This is a genomic window from Paenibacillus sp. UNC451MF, from assembly GCF_000686845.1.
Taxonomy (GTDB): Bacteria; Bacillota; Bacilli; order Paenibacillales; family NBRC-103111; genus Paenibacillus_S.
Map to the genome: position 1 here is coordinate 183,223 of NZ_JMLS01000013.1, position 20,238 is coordinate 203,460.

12 protein-coding genes are annotated in these 20,238 nt (G+C 36.5%); 10 read left to right on the forward strand and 2 right to left on the reverse strand.

The window, feature by feature from the left end:
- Window position 1: 1 nt before the first annotated feature.
- From BP97_RS0116050 to drmB, 5 genes are all read left to right on the forward strand, one after another.
- Window positions 2-2,302 carry a DUF2357 domain-containing protein gene (locus BP97_RS0116050; protein WP_028550008.1) on the forward strand — a complete coding sequence of 767 codons (2,301 nt, stop codon included), beginning with the start codon at window positions 2-4 and terminating at the stop codon, window positions 2,300-2,302.
- Window positions 2,303-2,752: 450 nt separating this feature from the next.
- Window positions 2,753-3,163, forward strand: coding sequence for a very short patch repair endonuclease (locus tag BP97_RS0116055; protein ID WP_028550009.1), 411 nt, complete (start codon window positions 2,753-2,755; stop codon window positions 3,161-3,163).
- A gap of 567 nt (window positions 3,164-3,730) precedes the next feature.
- Complete coding sequence (locus BP97_RS0116060) at window positions 3,731-6,331, forward strand: DrmE family protein (RefSeq protein ID WP_028550010.1); 2,601 nt, start codon at window positions 3,731-3,733, stop codon at window positions 6,329-6,331.
- Window positions 6,332-6,351: 20 nt separating this feature from the next.
- Complete coding sequence (locus tag BP97_RS0116065) at window positions 6,352-9,957, forward strand: helicase-related protein (protein WP_028550011.1); 3,606 nt, start codon at window positions 6,352-6,354, stop codon at window positions 9,955-9,957.
- A 6-nt stretch (window positions 9,958-9,963) separates the two neighbouring features.
- Entirely contained in the window at window positions 9,964-11,871 is a 1,908-nt protein-coding gene (gene drmB, locus BP97_RS0116070; RefSeq protein ID WP_028550012.1) for a DUF1998 domain-containing protein, read from the forward strand.
- Window positions 11,872-11,970: 99 nt separating this feature from the next.
- On the opposite strand, the gene BP97_RS36500 is transcribed toward drmB, so the two are convergent.
- Entirely contained in the window at window positions 11,971-12,237 is a 267-nt protein-coding gene (locus BP97_RS36500) for a colicin E3/pyocin S6 family cytotoxin (RefSeq protein WP_036745984.1), read from the reverse strand.
- Window positions 12,238-12,728: 491 nt separating this feature from the next.
- Window positions 12,729-13,613 carry a hypothetical protein gene (locus BP97_RS0116080; protein WP_028550013.1) on the reverse strand — a complete coding sequence of 295 codons (885 nt, stop codon included), beginning with the start codon at window positions 13,611-13,613 and terminating at the stop codon, window positions 12,729-12,731.
- Window positions 13,614-13,912: 299 nt separating this feature from the next.
- Here BP97_RS0116080 and BP97_RS39725 point away from each other — a divergent pair, with 299 nt between their 5' ends.
- The 5 genes from BP97_RS39725 (at window position 13,913) to BP97_RS0116110 (ending at window position 20,235) form a co-directional block, all read left to right on the forward strand.
- On the forward strand, window positions 13,913-14,086 hold the full coding sequence (locus tag BP97_RS39725; RefSeq protein WP_081824220.1) for an AAA family ATPase: 174 nt from the start codon (window positions 13,913-13,915) through the stop codon (window positions 14,084-14,086).
- 53 nt (window positions 14,087-14,139) lie between these two features.
- Window positions 14,140-14,592, forward strand: a complete 453-nt coding sequence (locus tag BP97_RS36505) for a hypothetical protein (protein WP_028550014.1) — start codon at window positions 14,140-14,142, stop codon at window positions 14,590-14,592.
- A gap of 65 nt (window positions 14,593-14,657) precedes the next feature.
- Window positions 14,658-16,544: a DNA methyltransferase gene (locus BP97_RS0116095; RefSeq protein WP_028550015.1), complete on the forward strand. Its 1,887-nt coding sequence runs from the start codon at window positions 14,658-14,660 to the stop codon at window positions 16,542-16,544.
- Between the two features lie 849 nt (window positions 16,545-17,393).
- Entirely contained in the window at window positions 17,394-18,680 is a 1,287-nt protein-coding gene (locus tag BP97_RS0116105) for an MBL fold metallo-hydrolase (RefSeq protein ID WP_051620640.1), read from the forward strand.
- A gap of 43 nt (window positions 18,681-18,723) precedes the next feature.
- Window positions 18,724-20,235, forward strand: coding sequence for a HamA C-terminal domain-containing protein (locus tag BP97_RS0116110; RefSeq protein ID WP_269321913.1), 1,512 nt, complete (start codon window positions 18,724-18,726; stop codon window positions 20,233-20,235).
- The last annotated feature ends 3 nt before the right edge of the window (window positions 20,236-20,238 follow it).

Here is a 20,238-nt window from a genome sequence, read left to right on the forward strand (position 1 = left end):
TATGGAGACAGTCGAGGTAACTGAGGTAATATTTGAAGACGAGTCTAAACGGGCTTCTGGAAAGATGGTAATTTACGCTGAGAGAAAAAATTCATTATTCGTTTTAAACCAATCAGAAGAACGCTTATACAACGAAGAACGAGTTCAATTGGTTGAGAACGGAGTATATGAATATGAACTTCTGGACGTGCGTATAGGAATTAAAATCAGGGGAAATTCTGTAATTATTCCAAGCAAGATAACCGGTTCAATTCAAAAAGGACGTATTGAGACGGGATCATATAACGGGCTGTTCCCCCTCTTATTGGAAGATGGTCATGGGAAAGTTGTTGGTCGGACAAGTGTAGAAATAAAGTCCACAAAGATTAACTACAGAGAAGATTACCGTTCAATGTTGCAGTACATTGGTGATAAATGTAATGATTTACTTCTTGATATTAAATCACCTACTCAGTTAAAACTCGCCACTGATCCTAGTAAAGATCCCGATACGATACAACAAAGATTTGCTTTCTTAAAATCGATCATTGAGTCTAGAGAGTTTAAAGATGCAATTCGTAGGATTATTTCAACCGGTCATACATCTATGATTGATGAAAGAATAAACCAAGATATCAGGAAGAATGTCAGGCATACGTCCGATTCTATTAAACAAATCGCGCGGAATCCAAAAAGAATGCCTGTCCCAACTTCACATGGATTACACGGAGTATTGTATTCAAAGGGAGTAAGTACTCCATCAATCCCTACTTTTGTGACTGTCAATGAAAAAATAGAAGTGAATGATACTCCTGAAAACCGATTTATTAAATACTCTCTTCAAGTATACTCCGATTTCTTAAGTAAAATAGAAAAAGTGTTGTCAACAAAAAAGAGAATGGCCGATAAGAGGCTATTATCTGAAGTGAAAAGCCTTAACGAGTATCTTTATGAAACTTTGTCGGCCGATTTTTTTAGGGGTCTACAAGAGCCAACCTACATTCCATATGGCAGTACTGTTCTACAGAGAAAAGCAGGATATCGTGAGTTAATGCAAGCATGGATCAGGTTTCAACTAGCGACAAAACTTATATGGGAAGGTGGCGAAGACGTTTTTAATTCAGGAAAGCGTGATTTGCCACTACTATATGAGTACTGGTTATTCTTTCAACTGCTGAGTTTAGTGTCAAAAAAGTTTAAATTAAGTGAACCGCCTGTAAATAGATTGATAGAAGTTTCGGCTGACGGTTTGTATATGAAACTAAAGTCAGGAAAACAATTAGTTATTGACGGACTATGGGATAATAAAGGTCGAAAACTACGTGTTCAATTCTCGTACAACAAGACCTTTAAATGGACCCCGAACAGAAGTGAACAAGGCTCTTGGACACAACAAATGAGACCAGATTATACTCTGAGTTTTTGGCCGGCGGAGTTTTCAATGATTGATGCTGAAAAACAAGAGCTTATGGTACATATTCATTTTGACGCGAAGTATAAAGTGGATAACATTGAGGGTCTGTTTGGAAGAAGTGACGAGAATCTGGATGATGAGAAAGAGAGACAAAGAGAAGGTATTTATAAACGGGCTGACTTACTAAAGATGCATTCTTACAGGGATGCAATAAATCGCTCTGAAGGTGCTTATGTTCTATATCCGGGGACACAGGATAAAACGTGGCAGGGTTATCATGAGATATTACCCGGTGTAGGTGCATTTGCTATTTCACCGGGAAAAACAGGCGAAGCATCAGGTCTTACTGGTTTGTCAGAGTTTTTGACTAAAGTGGTTGATCATTTATGCAATCGTTCAACGATGAGAGAACGATATTCATACTACAATTATTTAGTTCATAAGGAACAAAGTGAGGGTGCAGTTTTTGCGAATGTCCCGGAAAGAAGATTAATTTCTGGGGAAAGAGAAAAACCTGTTGATGATATTAAAATAATTTTGGCTTTAGTGAAAAACCAAGAAATATTTGACTGGGTTCAATCTACAGGTAAAGTCGTGTCTAATTTAGAGCTTGTAGATGATGAATTAATTATTAATCCTGTCTTGTTTAGTGCGGAGTCTATAATTTTGATTGGTGCGTGGGATAAGAGGACTTTAGGAATATATAAAATAAACAGTAGTCCACATATTTCTAGTTTAGACAGAATAAAATCTCTAAATTACCCCAATATCGAGCGTGACTTTATGCATGTTGTTTTCAATATTGAGGTAGATACGAGATATGATGGCATCGCTTGGGATTTTTCTGATCTAAATCAGTTGATTTCAGTTAACACTTTAGACGAGGTAGTGAAGAAGTACTCAAGTTAAGTATGGCATTGAAGTGAATTAACTTCATTTTTGGGAAAAGCATTAAAGCTTTACAAAAGATTTTTCTTTTCATGCTGCTATTAATAGTCAACTTAGAAAGAAAATGTATTATAATTGGTGACGAATTAGGGACGTGCAATACGCACGACCCTTTTCAGTATTTCCGATGTGCAACAACCAGAACATTCATTTTGGAAATCAACCTCAACTGATAAATTTTATCTGGATTTTATGGCACGGCATACTGATAGATAATGTTAGAAAATGAATACAAAGGGGAGCACTTGATTAACATATTATATAAAACCCATAAGATGAAAGATATGAAATCTTTAATTCAACGTATAAGTTAGAACAGGTAAATGAGGAAAGTCATCTAACAATAACATTAGAAAAAATATTAAAATATAAGTAGCAAGCAATTCAATGTAAGTTGGTGGTGGAATTGGAGTGGATATTTATGATCAGAAAAAAAGAAGCGAGATCATGAGTAAAATATCATCTAAAAATACAGCTCCTGAAGTCATTATAAGAAAAATATTACATTCGATGGGGTATCGTTTTAGATTACATCAAAAAAATTTACCGGGTACACCAGATATTGTTTTGAAAAGACATCAAAAAATTGTTCTCGTCAATGGATGTTTTTGGCATGGTCACGAAAACTGCAAGCGATCAAAGCTTCCCGAAACTAATAAAGATAAATGGGAAGCAAAGATACAAAAAAATAAGCTTAGAGATGAGCATAATCTGGCCGAACTCAAGGTAATGGGTTGGGATGTCTTAGTCATTTGGCAATGCCAATTAAGAGACAGAGAGAAACTAATGGAGCAAATATCCTCTTTTATGACGAATGAATAATTGATAGAAAAACGGATTTGTCATAATCGCGGTAATACCATAATGTGAAATCTCCGTAAGGACAGTTAATCCGGTCATTACATAAACCTTCAACCACGTATTTGTAGAAAATAAGGATATATTTTACACTAAAGTGGCGCGTTTAAAACATTTTGACGTTTCAAAAACTATATCCCCACAACCTGAAAAAACTCCCTCTTACATTAAATGAAATTATGTGGAAACTTCCCAATGCGTTTTTCTAAAGACTATCCTTCAAGTAAATTCCTATTGTGCAAGATACCGTAGACTAATTGTATTATGTAATTTTTTTGGGGTCGATCTGCGCTGACTAGTTTTATGGGGTACAATCCATAATTTTAGAGACTGACAATTTGTTTCTTCATTCTGTCATAAATTTCATCTAATAAAGAACAACGGTATAATCAAGAAATATAAATAGCTATGTTCAGTTGGAGCTTGGCAGCAATAAATAAAAATTTTGTAGAAAAAAGGAAAAAGGGTTTAGTTGCAGAAGTTTTAATAAAGTATGAACTAATAACATATAAATTTTAAGGGGTAATTTTGATGTGTTTAAGCATTTGTGATTCACTTAGTAATGCTTATACAAAATCATCTTTTTATATAAGCGGTAAATCAGTTGGTAAATTTGATCTACTTAATGAGAACTCAAGGATATTTATAGATTTATTGGCTGGTTCTGGTAAACGACGCGGGGTTGTTTTGCATCCTGGTACGAATAGTTTGTTATATATTGCTATTGCAATGGCAGCATATAATGTTTTTCTCTTAGAAGAAAGTGATAACACTGCCTTCTTACAAGAAATCAAAGATGGCGATTTGGTTGTGTACGGCGATAAAAGAGGTAAATACCGTGGGGTCGATGGCGAAGGGAAGATTATTATCGAAAGTGCAGGGAAAGGATCGCCGCTTACAACGTACGTTCCAACAGCTCTTGCCTATAAACTTAGACCATACTACGGCTCTGCAACAACATTAGATGGTAGAGGGATCAGAAGAAATTCAACCGCTAGATTGAAATTCATGGCAAATTTATTTTCTATTGAATTGAATCAAATGAAAAACAGCTTTAGCACATCGGTTGTCATTGTATGTGATAAACAGGATGCTGACGAGTTTATGGCCACTTTTAGAATTAGTGTAGATAATCGTAAATCATTCTCGTTCGGTGAGTTATTTCCCTCTGCTTATTATACTTCTTCGGGTGAAGAAATTAATTATCCAGGGAATTCTGCCAGACTACAATCAATCGTCAAATTTGCTGGAAAGCTTTCCGTAGCTAGGGAACTAATATTAGAAGATAAAAATATAGGCACATTAATTATTAACGGTTCACATTTTTTTAATGACTCAACGGAGCTTGCAAGTTTGTATAAAAGGAATTCGCTTAAAAGTATTGTTATGTTGGCTGAGCTCTCTAAATACATAAATTCTTTTAAATACGATGATTTTGAAAATGTCGAGTTATACGCTTGGACTCGAAACGCATTACTTGGAAAAATCGGTGATTTATCCGATTATTTGAATGATTCTTCGGATATGAGCAAGCTATTGTACGAAATGGCCAATAGTTATATAAATAAAGAAATTCACTTGTCGCAAATAAACGATCCGCTGGGTCGTACTAATTTTTTCGAATGTAGAAAGTTACTATATCAAATTGCAAGAAGTTCTGTAAATGAGGATACCGAGCAATTTGTTATTAAAGGATTTAGTTTATTTAATCATTTTCAGAGATCCATATTTCCAATTGTTGTAATGGACAACATAGTGATGAGTGGCAGGGTTAACTTTTCATTACCAAGTGTTGTTCTTTCAGAAATGGAAGATATTCTAAACCGAAATATCGAAACTGCGATGGCTGATGATATGCTCAGTGTCATAATGATACTCGCTGAGCTGAAAACGGCGTTTTACGAAAATAATCCCAAATTTGAGATTCTTAAAGAAATTGTTAAATCCCACCAATATGGGAAAAAGCGATTGGCAGTAATTATTGCAAAAAATTATTATATTCATATTTTTAAACAGGCTCTGCCGGCATCTCTGACATCAATTGCGGATAAAATAGATTTTTTTACACCAAACAGATTCAATACGAAAAAAAAATACGATGAAGTCATATTCACCGGAGTATTTGATTGGAAAACATTAGATCCCTCTTCGTTATGTAACACTCGGAATGTTCGTGTGATCTTATACGAAAATGAACAAAAACTTTATAGCCAAGCGAAGACACATAGCGAAAACTGTATCAACCATATTGAAAATCTAAGCAAACTCACACAAAATGACACTCAACAAGAACTTTTGGCAAATGAAAAAAATGATTCAAATGAATATGAAGAGATATTTATTGAAGAAACACTTGAAGGACTAATGGGAAAATCTCTGAAAGACTCAATATACATACAGTCCATTGATTCAAATATTAAACAAGAGGCTGACATTGTTAAAATTGCAATCATAGAAACTGGTGAATATGTTTACTTTACCCGTCACTATACCGCTTATGTTTTTGATGTTGAAAGACAGTCGGTTGTAGAAACCGGAGTTACGGAACTAAACGCAGGCGATATGATTATTTTGACTAACTACGACTCGGGAACACGGGATATTGTCGAGAGAATAATGCATAGAATGGTATCAGAGAACAAATGCGACGAAATGTTCAAAGAATATTATCGACGATCTACACACTGGAAAAACATTCTAAAAGAATATATATATCAACACGGACTATCATACAAAAATCTATCCGATAAATTGTATGAAATCGGTAAAGGAAAACATGAGACGACTTTAAGATCTTGGCTAGATGAAGATAGTCATATTGTTGGACCGCGCGACAGTGAATCTTACTATGCAATTGCAATCCTTACCGATGATCCCGAAATGTTGACAGATCCTGATTCATTTCGAGAGGCATCTAAGCAGGTACGCTCAATGCGGGTAAGAATTCTTCGATTTATAGCATCCGAAATAATCAAAAAGTATGGGAGAACCGACAATTCATCAGGTGAGTTATTCACTGACCTGTGGGATGACATTGCCAAGATGTCGATGCTTCTACAGATTGAAAGTATCGTTGAGGTGGAAAATATATCGATTCCTGCTCATTTGGCAAACCGGCCTATCTTGAACTAATTCGGAAGGAGTGTCATTACTTGGATAAATCCGATCAGTTTCTTAAAACGCGGGATGATATTGTAGACGAACTTAGAAAAGAATTGCTTGGACCTGGGTCGGAGTTTTCTTTACCAGATGAAGATCATGAGATAATAACGGATTTACCTGAGATCCGTTATAGTGTGGGTGTTCTTTTCCCACAAAAAAATATCATGAATGCTGATAATAACGAATTACCGACTGTAACTAATACCCTTCAATCTTTCATTGAGGAAGAACTTGGAGAAGGAGAGTCATATTTAGAAAATGACAAAAATGATAATAGAACCGGAAACGTTACGGAGGAAAACGATATTGGATCGTTAGACGAGGATATTGGGCTCTCCATGCAAAATATGCCCTCATCAATGGGATATACATTTTTTGTTAACGGCAACTCTAATGAACTATGCTTTAACGTTTCATTTGGTACTTATAGAAACGCTAAACTTGAGGATTGCAAGTTACCGTTTGTACCAGAAAACCCTCAAGAATACGAATTACCATATAAAGTGAGCGAAATTGTAGCTTATTCGAAGGAAACCGGTCTATTAAAATTAAAAAGTAGGTTAACACGAAAAGAAGTGAGCCAGCTCAAAGAACAAGAGGGCATGGATGATCCTTATTTGATTGACTGCTTGTATAGAATTTGCAATCAATTTGAGAAAGGATTTGTACGAGAACCCCACACGCTTCGAGTTAAAGTAAGCTTTCAATTAATAGATTACTTTGAAATACCTAGGATATGTGATAAAGATTTAAAATTAGTGGCACTTAAAAAGAAAAATAAAACCGGAATGCAATCTATAACCGTACTGCTTGTAAATACTCATCAGGGCGGATATAACGGGAGGAACTCGGTTTTTCAACCTAAGATCGAAATATATACAAAAGAGAATCCTGGATTATTTTTTGAGGAATATTCAAATCGTGTATATGGCAATAACAAGGAAGACGAAGAGATGTCGCTTGAACTGTTGTATCGGGAAAAGCAGATATACGCAACGGGTCATGGAGTATCGGTTGATTGGGATGTCAATGACGATGGTCTTGGCGGTATTTGGACGGAATATATTCCATCCTACGACGTACCTCAAATGGATTTTGAGATCACTCGCAAAGCAATAGATACAAGGGCCTTATCTATGAAGTATCTTTCTGATCTGGACGACTCAGATAAAGCAAACAAACTACAAAGTATTCGGTCGATTGTGGATGCGTATGCTTCATGGATAAAGGATATCAAAACCAAAAGTGAGAAATTGGAGACTAGGTATCGTAAAGCGACGGAACGTCATATATCTGATTGTGAAGAATCTTGCAATCGAATGTACTATGGGCTGCAACTTCTTGAAAAAAAACAACAGGTCTATGCTTCGTTTGAGTTGGCAAATCGAGCTATGTTCATGCAACGAATCCATAGTAAACTCCAAAAAAACGACTATTATCCAAATAATTCAGAGCTTCAGAAAAAGATGGAAGATATTAATTATTTTAAGTTTGATGAGACAGAGCACAAATGGCGTCCGTTTCAATTAGCATTTCTATTAATGAGCATTCGATCAATGATAGAAACAGATTGTGACGAGCGTGATTTGGTTGATTTGATTTGGTTTCCAACCGGTGGCGGTAAAACCGAGGCTTATTTAGGATTGACGGCATTTACGATATTCTATAGACGATTTGCATTCCCGGAAGAATCTGGCGGAACTACGGTTATCATGAGATACACGTTGAGATTACTAGCCGCGCAACAATTCTTAAGGGCGGGCACTTTGATATGCGCTTGTGAATCGATCCGAAAAGACTGCGAGAGAAAACGGCCGAAATACCCTGTATATAAGTTGGGTAAAGAAAAGATAACAATAGGATTGTGGATTGGCGGAACGCATACTCCTAATAAGAACGATGATGCAAAACGAAATTTAAAGAAATTATCTGAAGCGTCGCCAAGTGAACTAAGATACGTTAAGGATAAATATCATAAATTTCAAATTCTAAAATGTCCTTGGTGCGGGACAAAACTCGTTAAAGACCTTGATTCTACCGGTAAATTTTTGTTGGGAGAATGGGGTTATTTAATGAGGAATGATAATCACTTTAGAATATTTTGTACTCAAGAAGGATGCGAGTTCGAATCCACTTTACCGATACAGGTAGTAGACGAAGAACTGTACGATGATCCGCCGACATTATTGTTCGGTACCGTTGATAAATTTGCGATGCTACCCTGGAAAAATGATGCCGGAAGTTTTTTCGGTACTTTAAGCGATAACCGCACTCCAGAGTTGATCATTCAAGACGAATTGCATCTAATATCAGGTCCACTGGGGACAATTGTAGGCTTGTATGAGACGGCAATTGATGCACTTTGTAGTGCTAAAGGCGTGAAGCCTAAAATTATTGCGTCTACAGCAACTATTAGACGTGCCAAAGATCAATGTTCCAGTCTTTATAACAGGGAAGTTAAACAATTTCCGTCGCCCGGGATAGACGCGAATGATTCGTTCTTCGCTTACGAAGCCGATAAAAAGGACAAACCGGGTAGACTATATGTAGGCATAATGCCGGCTGGTAAAACCAAAGCGATGATGGAGGTTCGAACTATCGCCGCCTTGTTACAGCGAATTCATATGATGGATCTACCGTATGAAGTAAAGGACAAATTTTGGACATTGGCTGTATATTTCAATAGCCTACGTGACCTAAGCAAATGTATGACGCTAGTTGACGATGATGTGAAAGATTTTATGCGCAGAACGGCCCTGAGATTCGGCAGGAAAAACTTTATTAGGCCGATCGGCTCGGCAGATGAGTTAACAAGCAGGATTTCTACCTCGCTATTAAATGAGACCTTGGAGAAACTTGAGCAACTTGAATACACCAAAACTAACCAGGAAGCTAAAAAGTATCCTATAAATGTTTTGCTGGCTACGAACATGATCTCCGTTGGTGTTGATGTGGCGAGACTTAATGTCATGTTATTAGTGGGACAACCCAAGTTAACAAGTGAATACATTCAAGCTTCTAGTAGGGTCGGCAGAAGTTACCCTGGTGTGGCCTTTACATTATATGATGGTGCTAAAAGCAGAGACAGGTCCCACTATGAACAATTCAGGGCTTATCACGAATCGTTCTATAGATACGTCGAGCCGACTGGGGTTACTCCGTTTTCTAAACCCGCTCGAGACCGAGGGTTACATGCAATAATGGTTACTTTAATGCGTCATATGTACGGGTTATCCAGAGATAACGAAGCAGCTCTCTTTGATAAAGATATTGAAGGATTGAAGTTAATAGAGGAGTATATCATTAAACGTATTAAAGAAATCAATAGCCGATCGGAATTCGACTTCAAAGATGAGAGTGAAGAAATACTGCAAGAAATAAGCGACTTCTGGTATTTATGGCATCATAGGGTGGAGGATTCGGAGCGTAAAAATTTTTACTATGGAGACAGATTTATTGTAACTCCTCCTCCAGCAGAGAATAAAAGATTGCTAAAAGTGTTCGGACAAGATAGCTCGGACATTGCCAAAGAAACATTAACTTCAATGCGTAATGTCGATCGTAACGTTATTGCCGGACTAATTATATGGGAGTGACCGATTATGGCCGAATTAAAAACACAACGAGCTATCTTGGATCTTAATAAGGTTACACATAGCATTAGAAGTGCTCAAGCCATTTTACAATACGGTGTAGGGGCAATGGTTGATTTCCCTGATCAGACTTTGATGACTGCAGCCCCGGAATATTGGGAATCAAAAGTAACGGCAATTCATGATGAACGACTTGAAAAGTCGTTAAGGGTAGATTATTTCGGTATGCCCGGGCGCGGAGATTCCGATTTCGATTATGGAATAGCATACACAAGATTCCCACAATGGTACTTTTGTCCAAAGTGTAGAAGGTTTGAATCTTTAAAATATTGGGTTGCGCAACATAAAAAACATTCCACCGAGAAACAACTAGAGAGAAATCCGCATATGAAAAAGCCGCGCTGCATGGAATGTAAAAAAGAATTAGTTCCTACTCGAATTGTCGTGGCGTGTGAGAAAGGGCATATAGATGATTTCCCCTGGATAAAATGGGCCCATGATAAAAATTTCGGTGGTTCCGTACCGGTATGTTCCAGCCCAAGTTTAAAGTTTGAAACGGGAGCAACTGCATCAGCTGGACTAGAAGGTTTGGTTGTAAAATGTAGTAATTGTCAAGCTAGAGCAAACCTCTCAAAAGCTTTTGAAAAAAATGCTATGCAAGAAATGGAGCAACTTCATGGTAAAGGCTATTCCTGTACGGGTAACATGCCTTGGAAAAATAAAAAAGTAGATTGTGCTTCATACCCACGAGCTATGCAAAGAGGAGCGTCTTCCCTGTATTATCCAAAGATCGTTAGTTCTTTGGTCATACCGCCATATTCAGATAAAATCAATGGACAGGTGGAAGTGTCGAAAGTATATGCGAAGTGTTTGACTGTTCTCTCAGAATTGGATGAGGAGGAAAGAGTAGATTTTGCCAAGGCACGACTTGATAAATGGAGTGCCGACTTGTCACGGGAGATCTCCGCTAACGTGCAAGTCGTCAAACACATCTTGACTAGACGCTTAATTGAAAATAATGACGATTCATTGGTAATAAACCCCAATGGTATGGGATATCGAATCGAGGAATACGAGGCGCTTGCTGGAAAGATTGTCAGTGATGATTTAGATGGCAATGATTTTGTGAGGGAAGCTACGGAAAAAGAGAATTATAACATTCCTTACCTCAATAGTGTCTCGCTGATTCATAAAATTAGAGAGGTGCGGGCCCTTACGGGATTTACGCGTATCAACCCGCCAGATTCCTATGAAAATAGCGATAATATTTCGGGTTTTATTTCCGTAAAAGAACCTGAGACTAGATGGTATCCGGCTTACGAAGTGCGTGGTGAGGGAATATTTATCGATTTTGACAATGAAAAGATCACGGAGTGGATTCAAAAAACGAACAAGATCCATCAGAGATCTGAGATTTTAAACGAAAATTACAGAAGGTCTTTTCAGGGTCAAGCTACCTCTCGAAACATTTCACCCAAATACGTATTGCTTCACACCATAGCACATTTATTAATTAGGCAACTTAGTTTTGAATGCGGGTATACAGCTGCATCACTAAGGGAAAGAATTTATTGCGACACTGATGAAGGTTATGAGATGTCGGGGATACTTATTTATACTGCCAGCGGAGATTCAGAAGGGACGCTTGGAGGTTTGGTGCGGCAAGGTTACTGGGATTGCTTGCCTCAAACATTCAAGAAGGCACTGCATTACGGTGAATTTTGTTCAAATGACCCTGTTTGTATTTCAAGTAAAGGTCAAGGGCGAGAAGCATTAAATCTTGCAGCCTGCCATACGTGTGCTTTATTACCTGAAACAAGTTGCGAGGATTTCAACGTATTCTTGGATAGGGCTTTCATTACTGGAACATTTGAAAATAGGGATATTGGTCTTTTTAGTAGGTGGTTAAATGAATAGAAGATCTCGTTGAGAAGAATGTTTACTTGGAACCCAGTGTGCCGAATAAAAAGCATATGCAGGGGCACCGTCGGTTCCTGCATATGCTTTATTTTTGCGTTAGAGGATATCTTTTATCGTCCTTCCTTTGACTGCGACTTTCGTCTTATGTGGCGTACCGTCAGGATTTAGGACACCGATATGAATGCCACGTTTGTCGTACGCTTCAATTTCACCGTGCAAGGGGTCTTTGTGGTAATAAGCCTTGTTCACCTCGTCGTAGTAGATGACCTCGTTCTTCCATCGCTTGTTCGTCCGCTTCAGCTTCTTTAAGAAGGGATAGCGTGAAGCCGGGATGTTACACCAATCAGGTTGCACATTTGTCATGTCCGTCGCTCCTTAGGGGGAAATAAAAAAGCACTGGACTACTCCAGCGCTTGCCGCAAATTTTGCAGAAACAAAAAAAGGCCCAAGTGGCAGCCGGACGGACGGCTGGCACTCGGGCCAATGAAAAAAACAATATTTGGAAATAGAAAATTGAAAATGGGTGGAAAACAAAAAAAGGCCCTATGCGGCAGCCGAAATTGGCTGATCGCATAGGGCCTTGAAGTATGTAAATGGAGGAATGGCGGCATAAACGAAAAAAAGCCTCATCTTATAGGATGAGGCTACGGAGCGAAACTTTTACTTGATATAGGAGGACCTTTATAGGGCCTGACGATTATTAAATTATTGATTAATGGGAGCATAAGGTTATATTTAAAACTAGATTAAGAATGAGTCATGCATATATACCGTTAACTTTATCCCTTGTAATCGGTGATTACCCTTTTAGGTTCTCCAACGATTCACCCAAAAAACAGACGTTTTTTATTCGACTAATAATTTTTTTGAATATACGTTAGGATGTTTTGTTCAGCTCTTTTCTTGGTCCTGTGTATGGTCTGTTGTTTTCGGTCGCGCTTGGCTGCAATTTCGTTCTCTTTGTTGGACAGGCTGCCATAGTAAAGTTCCATCGTTAGTATTTGCTTAGGAAATTTTAAAAATTGTTTATGCAGCCCGAGAGCGACAATGCGTTGATAGAAGTACTTCAGAGAATCCTTGGGGATGTCGTGCCCGCTTTTGTGGATGGCTTTGCCGAGTGCAATCAAACGTGCTTCTTCGTCTTCTTCATAATCGATCCCAGGCACAGTTTGCATGAGCATGGCCGCGTAGCGCTCTTCTTTATATCGCGGCCGGCTTTTATCTTTGCCGGGATTTACATACGTCTCTTGATTCCATTGTTTCGTCAAATATCCGCCGATTTTCATCCTGATGAAAAAAAAGAATTTGCCACGGGTTCTATCGTATTCCGGGATATATTTTGTGATGATGGCTGCGAGCAGTTCATCTTCCATGTCTTTAGGCGACACCTTTGTCATGCCTGTCCACTTTTCTTGAATGGAGACTCTGATTGTTGATGAAAAATAACTCTTGAGTGTTTGGTAGTCCTCGGAGCTGCCCATATCATTCCTAATTTTCTCAGCAAGCTCGATAATCGTATCGATTCTTACTGTCTGGACAAAGCGTTGTTTGGGGGGGAGATCGGGATACTCTTCCGGATTAGACAGCAGACCTTGCTGGTATATCTGATACTTTCCTTTTCTTAAGTATCCATGTCTTTTTCGAAAAATCCCCAAAGCATTTTTTTCTGATTCAGCTTCAATAGACTCGTGTATTTCATTGCCGGTAATTAGTGTGCCTGTAATTTCAAAGACGGGCATGAGATGTTTCCCCTTATGTTTTTTCCTTATTGTACTACAGTTGGAGTGGAGAGCGAACAAGTCTCATAGGTTTATTGAATGGAATGGGATATGACTAGGTTCAGAATATTCAAGTTGAATGGGCAAATAACGAAATTATAAAAGTAGCTGCCACTATGAGATTCGGTGTCTAAAACTTATTAATTTTTATGGGACCATATAAAGCCGTTCAATCCAGGAGTGTATGGTATTAAGGGAGGAAACGAATCATTACTGTCGAATATTGGAATATTCAAATTTAATAAAGGAGTTCTCGGAACATGTTCTTATCAGAACTAAGTATATGGAACTTTAGGAAATACGGTTGCGGTGAAATAGATACAGTTAAATCCAAACCCAAACCGGGTTTAAAACTGAAATTCAATTCCGGATTGAACCTAATTGTTGGTGAAAACGATGCCGGAAAAACAGCAATTATTGATGCGATCAAGTAGTTTTGACAACACAGAGTAACGACTTTTTCAAAATCGAGTATGATGACTTTCATATGCCAAATGGACGAACTGAAGAGCAGGATCGTTCCGACCCTCTAGAAATTCAATGTGTATTTCGTGATATGACCCCCGCTGAAGCGAAAAACTTTCTCAAATGGCTAAGCATTGAAACGGTAGATGGCGTGTCGCAGTATTATCTTAAGGTTTTCCAAAAGGCAACGCGTAAGGGCAGGCGCTTTTTTTTTGATGTGAAAGCTGGGGGCGATGACGAAGGCACTCAAATGAGCAGTGCAGCCAGGGCGCTTCTTAAGGCTACGTATCTTAAGCCGTTGCGGGATGCAGAAAACGAATTAACGCCAAGGAGGAACTCTCGACTGTCTCAAATCTTGGATAGCCATCAGGCATTTGAAGACAAGGAGATGCATCATCTCAAGCTAGCAATGGCACATGCCAATGAAATCGATATCATGGAACAAGTCTCCGACTCATCCCAAAAGCACATTTGACAGCGCTTAAGTGGGGATCAATATTAGCAGGGTCCAATTCAATCCACCGAGAGGAAGTACATTTTATGCAATTCATAAGAAATACACTAATTAATAATAAAAATCTAATTAAAATCATGGAATCTATTTTAGATAATCAATTTAATCTTGTATATCTTGATGTACCTTGGCTTACTAGAAACGATGGTTATTTTTTAAACAGAACAGAGAAGAATGAAGACTCAACTACTGATATTAAAAAATATATTGCAACATTGAAGAATTGTGATATTAGAGAAATTACTTTAGAAGATGTAAAGAAAGAACGGCTAAAAAGAAATGCAGTGAAACAAAAGGAAGAGAGAGATGATTATGGGGAATTTATAGCAAAAATATTAGAAAATGCGATGAGAATTTTAGACGAAAAAGGTATGTTGGTATTCAGGGCACCCGCAGATTCAATAATAGATTATAAGCTCATGTTGGATCAAGTTTTCTCAAATTCATATGTGAAGCAAATTACTCTTGAGATGGCAAAGAGACCTATGAATTTAAATAACCCAAATCACATGAATCATGAATTATTGTATTTTTATTCAAAATCTAAAAGTTATACTTTAAATAAAGTATTCGAGAAGCCTGAATTATTTAAGGATAACTATAATTTTAAAGACGAGCGGGGTAGATATAGATTAAATCCAATACTAAGTGGGGGACCTTTAGGACGTTATAGTTTTACTTGGAAGGAAATTATACCTAGCAACAATTTAAAATGGATTTATAATCAGGAGAAATTAAACGAGCTATTTGAAGAAAATAAAATTGTAATTAAAGAAGGTAAAGCATACATAAAGAGATATATGGAAGATAACCCCAGGGAAAAATCTTCAGTTTGGAAAGCTAGTCCAAGTAGTTTTTTTGATATTAAAGAGAAGTGGACATGTACTTTGATGGCAGAAAATTTTATTGATCTTCTCAATATGGTTACAAATGAGAATGATTGGATTTTTTCGCCGTTTGATTTAGATCAGAAATTTCCTGTTATAGCACAAAACATGAATAGAAAATGGGTTACTATTAATTCCTTTCAAGAAGAAATAGAAAACTACAAGGCTTATCTTGATAAGGCTCATTATGATGAAGTAATGGATGTTGAGGGAAACACAGGTGTTATTGTTTATAACTCCTTAATGAAGAATATTGATGATATTCAGGATTTAAAGTTAAGATTAAATAGCCTAAATTCTTCAGTGGCAAGCCTTAAAAACCAATTAGGTCTAGAAGGCGAAAACGAAGAAACTATTATCGAAAAAATTCAGGAAAAAATTGATGAACTTATTGATAAGTCGGATATAGAATATTATATTCCTGTCGTTGAAGAATGGATAAGGCCATACTGGGATAAACTAGAGCCGGAATCGAAATGGTTTTTACCTACTGCGGAGCTCCTTTTTGAAGAGTACACCGGAACACAAGATTTTGATTTATCTACAGCTATAATGCCTTATTGTAAATCGTTAGAAAAAGAAATATATACTAAAATGTTTAAAGGTTACATTAAGAATCTAGTTTCAAAAGGATTAAATGTTAATAAAATATTTCAAAAGGACTTTACTGATAATGAGACTAAGAAGTTTGCTGAGGCAGTTAACCTTTTTACAACAAGATATAAAAATAACGACAATAAATGGCACTTTGAACTAGGTAGAATGGTTTATATTTTAAGAATTGTACTTAATGATACAAGCCCTTATCTGGAACAAGGGAGAATATTTAAAGACTTCAAGAACTTCCTAGTGGGAAAATTTGAATATAGTTTCTTTGATATTGACTTTTTACTTAAGTTGGATGTTGTTGTGAAGCTAAGAAATGATTCTGCGCATCCTAGAATTGTAACACCTCAACGAATACAAGAAGGGAAGGAAATTACAAAACAAAAAATTATTGAATTATTGAAATTCCATCAACAATAAGGTGTAATTAAAATTGAAGCAATTAGGCAGATATAATAATTTTGCAAGTTCAGTTTGATTAATTTTTGTTTTTCAATCATAAGAAAAACTGCCGTCAATAAAATAGGTAGATGACAACTTGTTAATTTTAATGAGTAAACTGAGCCATAGCTGTGACAGAGCTTTACCACCTGACTGCTCATCACATCGAGAACTTCTTGTGTAGAATGAAAGATAATTTTTAGTTCATTTGACGGAAATGCACAACCTCACAAACTCTTGTGGGGTAAGTTTTATTTATTGACTTTCCTTTCTACAATATGGAGAAATTTATATTCATTACCGGCCTGTTTTGCCACGAAGTCACACTCGATTCATTTAGAGGAAATAGGCAGGGCTTTCCAATAGTGCAAGGTCGCCGGTACCAGCCCCTGTTCTAAAAATTTAAGGTAAACACTGCTACATCAATATGTCTGCGATCACCACTCAAGCCATGTGGTAGCATGGATGTCAATGGTGGAGAAGTAAGTGTGTGAAAAGCCTTGTAGGTAAGGGATTTCTGGGTTTTGCGGGTTGGAAACCGCGACTCGGAAATCCCTTTTTCCTTACTCCGTGGAAACACGACCACTGCAGGGGTTTTGATAGATAAGTGAATAAGTTATGTTAGCTCTTAGGGCGGGGGGGATTTCTGTCGTTGAGGTCATAAGTTGTCCAGAGATTTTTATAGGAGCGCATCAACGGCGCAAGGATAAGTTTGATTTGAAGTTGTTACAAAGAATCGTTCCAACATATGGTATAATCTATGAAATGTATGCCTTGTTTAATCGACAAAAAAATAAAACTTATATTCCATAGTATGGAGCGATTAATATGATGAAAATCGAAATGTTCCCAGCATCATATGGGGATAGTTTTTTAATTTCCTGTAATGGAAAAACTACTACGAACATCCTAATTGATATGGGCTTTATGTCAACATATACAAATAGCATTAAGAATAAATTAACAGAAGTAAAATCTAAGGGTGAATCTATTTCACTATTAGTTTTTACACATATTGACGAAGACCATATTGCAGGTGGTTTGAAATTTCTAAGTGAGAATGGAAAAATCGAAAATCCTAATATAGTTGAAATAGAAAATATTTGGTTTAATAGCTATCGACATATACAATTTTGGAAAAGTGATTTCGAAGCAGATGAATCTGATGTCAAGAACGATTCGGTTTTGGAATCCATTATTGGAAAAGGTCGTCCAAGAGAAAAAGGAAATAGAGATGTTCAGAGTGTCGGGGCAATGCAGGGATCAACTCTAGCTTCATTAATGTATTTTAATGAATATATGAATATTTGGAATAGAGATTTCGAATATAGTGCGGTAACTGTTGAAGAAATACTAGATAATGGAGTTGATAATTTAAGAAAAATTACTATTAACGATGAAGTTGGTATTACCGTACTATCACCCGATGAGAACAAGTTAAAGCAACTAGAAACTGTTTGGCAAGAGAAATTGGCCTCGGCGGGTTATAGTAAACAGATAGTTAGTTCAAAATTAATGGATGATGCATTTGAAATTTACACTACAAATATTAACAGTGAAAACCCAAAGCTTCGCAAACTGTACAAGGTTTCTAGTGAAAAAGAAGAAACAGAAATTAAGAACTCTTTAACTAATCCTTTTGAAGCTGATACTACTGAAGTAAACGGTAGTTCGATAGCATTTATTCTCGATTTTGATGGTAAGAGGGTTTTGTTTTTAGGTGATTCTCATCCAGATATCATAATAAAAAATCTAAAAATAATTAAATCGGCTTGGAATTGTGAGAGATTGTGGTTTGATGCGGTAAAAATATCTCACCATGGAAGCAAACATAATACCAGTGTTGAGTTGTTGGAGCTTATTGACTCCGATAAGTTTATTTTTTCAACTAATGGTAGAGGGAAAGGTTTTTCCCATCCCGATATCGAGACTGTTTATAGAGTTATTGCAACACCAAATTCTAAAAAGAAATCATTAATATTTAATTATCGACCATTACATATCATAAGTAAGATAGATAAAGAAGAGTTTAAGGAAAAGTACAATTTTGAGATTAAGTATACTAATGATTTATCCAAATCAATAAACAATAAAAATACGACCATCATTTTATAAAAAGGGGGCAATTATCATAACAACAATAGGGCAAATCTATAGAATAACATGTAAATTATTCGATGGTTATGAAAGTGTTGGTACTGCGTTTTTTATTGATAATAGACACGCAATTACTGCACGTCATTGTGTGGATAAAAACATAAAGGATAGCACTGAAATTTTCTTGGAATTTAGGCTGGAAAATGGAGAAAACAAAACACAAACTGCTAAAGTTATAGATCATGATGAGAAATACGATATCGCTCTTCTTGAGCTGACTTCGCCTATAGAACATATTAATGATTGGCTAAACCTGTGTAGTGATGCTATCAACAAAGAGAGCGAATGGGAGACAATAGGTTACCCGAAAGATTGGAATGAGAATGATGAAGGAACTGATTATTGTTATATTGATGGAGATATTCACTATGTTAGCAGTTTTGATAACCAAACAATCTATGACTTACACCTCTATAGTTCAAAAATTAAGGAGGATTGGCCATATGATCTAGGGGGATTGTCAGGAGCTCCTTTGGTGATAGATGGATCGATATGTGGGATTATTATATTTGAAGAGAATAGCGCGGTTAAATCGCAACTTAAGGCAATAAGCTTTAGAAAATGTGAAGACTTCTTTGTCCAAAACAGTAAAAATATAAAATCTACTTTTAAAAGCGAAAAGAACCGATTGCTTAAACAGCGACTTGAAATGCAAAAAAATTCCTGTGGCGAGTTCTTTCAAAAAATAGATTTCAACACTTCAGTTTCTGGAATAAATTTAACAATTGATTCTTACTTTTTAAAATATGATGCACTAGGTATTAGTAAATTGGAGGAATTAGCAAAATATCTTATAACTGCTTTACACCAATATGCTTGTACTCTTTCAGAAGTGCAAAAGCTCACAGAAGATCCGTTTAAAATGTTTTATGAGATTTCCCAAAAAACAAAGCAGTCGGTAACCGAGTTACATCGTCTAAACAGATTGGGTTCAATCGTTTTATGGATGCTCCTCGAAGGAGTTCTAGAGGTTCCAAAGTTCTTAACAAGGTTTAGTTTGAGTGAAAACAGTAACTTTTTTAACGAAATTCATTTGGGGATGAAAGATAATAAGTTAGTGTTTTATCTAGGTGAAGGCAATCTTAAACCCAATATTAGGGAAGGGATAATCGAAATAGTTCAATTATTGAAGGACTGCTTAAATATTCAAGATGACGCTTTTATATGTGATAATTATATTTTCGAGAATATGGATGATAATCATTTTAAAAAATTAATCCATAAATTTATGGATAATGTAACTAGGGATTGGAATGATGTTGAATTAGAAATTACGATCTTTACAGGATATGACTCTCAAAAAATTAAATTAATTGAACAGAGAGGCGTTCCAGGTAAAGATATTAATGAGTTAATTAAGCAATTTTATATAAAAGAATGTCAAGAAAATCATGAATTTATAACTAATATAATAAGGCTTAATTCTGATGTTAGCAACGCAAAAGTGAATTGGTTTATATTGCCTTTTGTTGACACTTCAGATTTCGAAAAAATGATTATTAGTAACTTTTAATGA

Coding starts and splice junctions, on each gene's coding strand:
- BP97_RS0116050 (WP_028550008.1), top strand. CDS start 2: ATGGAGACAGTCGAGGTAACTGAGGTAATATTTGAAGACGAGTCTAAA.
- BP97_RS0116060 (WP_028550010.1), top strand. CDS start 3,731: ATGTGTTTAAGCATTTGTGATTCACTTAGTAATGCTTATACAAAATCA.
- drmB (WP_028550012.1), top strand. CDS start 9,964: ATGGCCGAATTAAAAACACAACGAGCTATCTTGGATCTTAATAAGGTT.
- BP97_RS36500 (WP_036745984.1), bottom strand. CDS start 12,237: ATGACAAATGTGCAACCTGATTGGTGTAACATCCCGGCTTCACGCTAT.
- BP97_RS0116080 (WP_028550013.1), bottom strand. CDS start 13,613: ATGCCCGTCTTTGAAATTACAGGCACACTAATTACCGGCAATGAAATA.
- BP97_RS39725 (WP_081824220.1), top strand. CDS start 13,913: ATGTTCTTATCAGAACTAAGTATATGGAACTTTAGGAAATACGGTTGC.
- BP97_RS36505 (WP_028550014.1), top strand. CDS start 14,140: ATGCCAAATGGACGAACTGAAGAGCAGGATCGTTCCGACCCTCTAGAA.
- BP97_RS0116095 (WP_028550015.1), top strand. CDS start 14,658: ATGCAATTCATAAGAAATACACTAATTAATAATAAAAATCTAATTAAA.
- BP97_RS0116105 (WP_051620640.1), top strand. CDS start 17,394: ATGATGAAAATCGAAATGTTCCCAGCATCATATGGGGATAGTTTTTTA.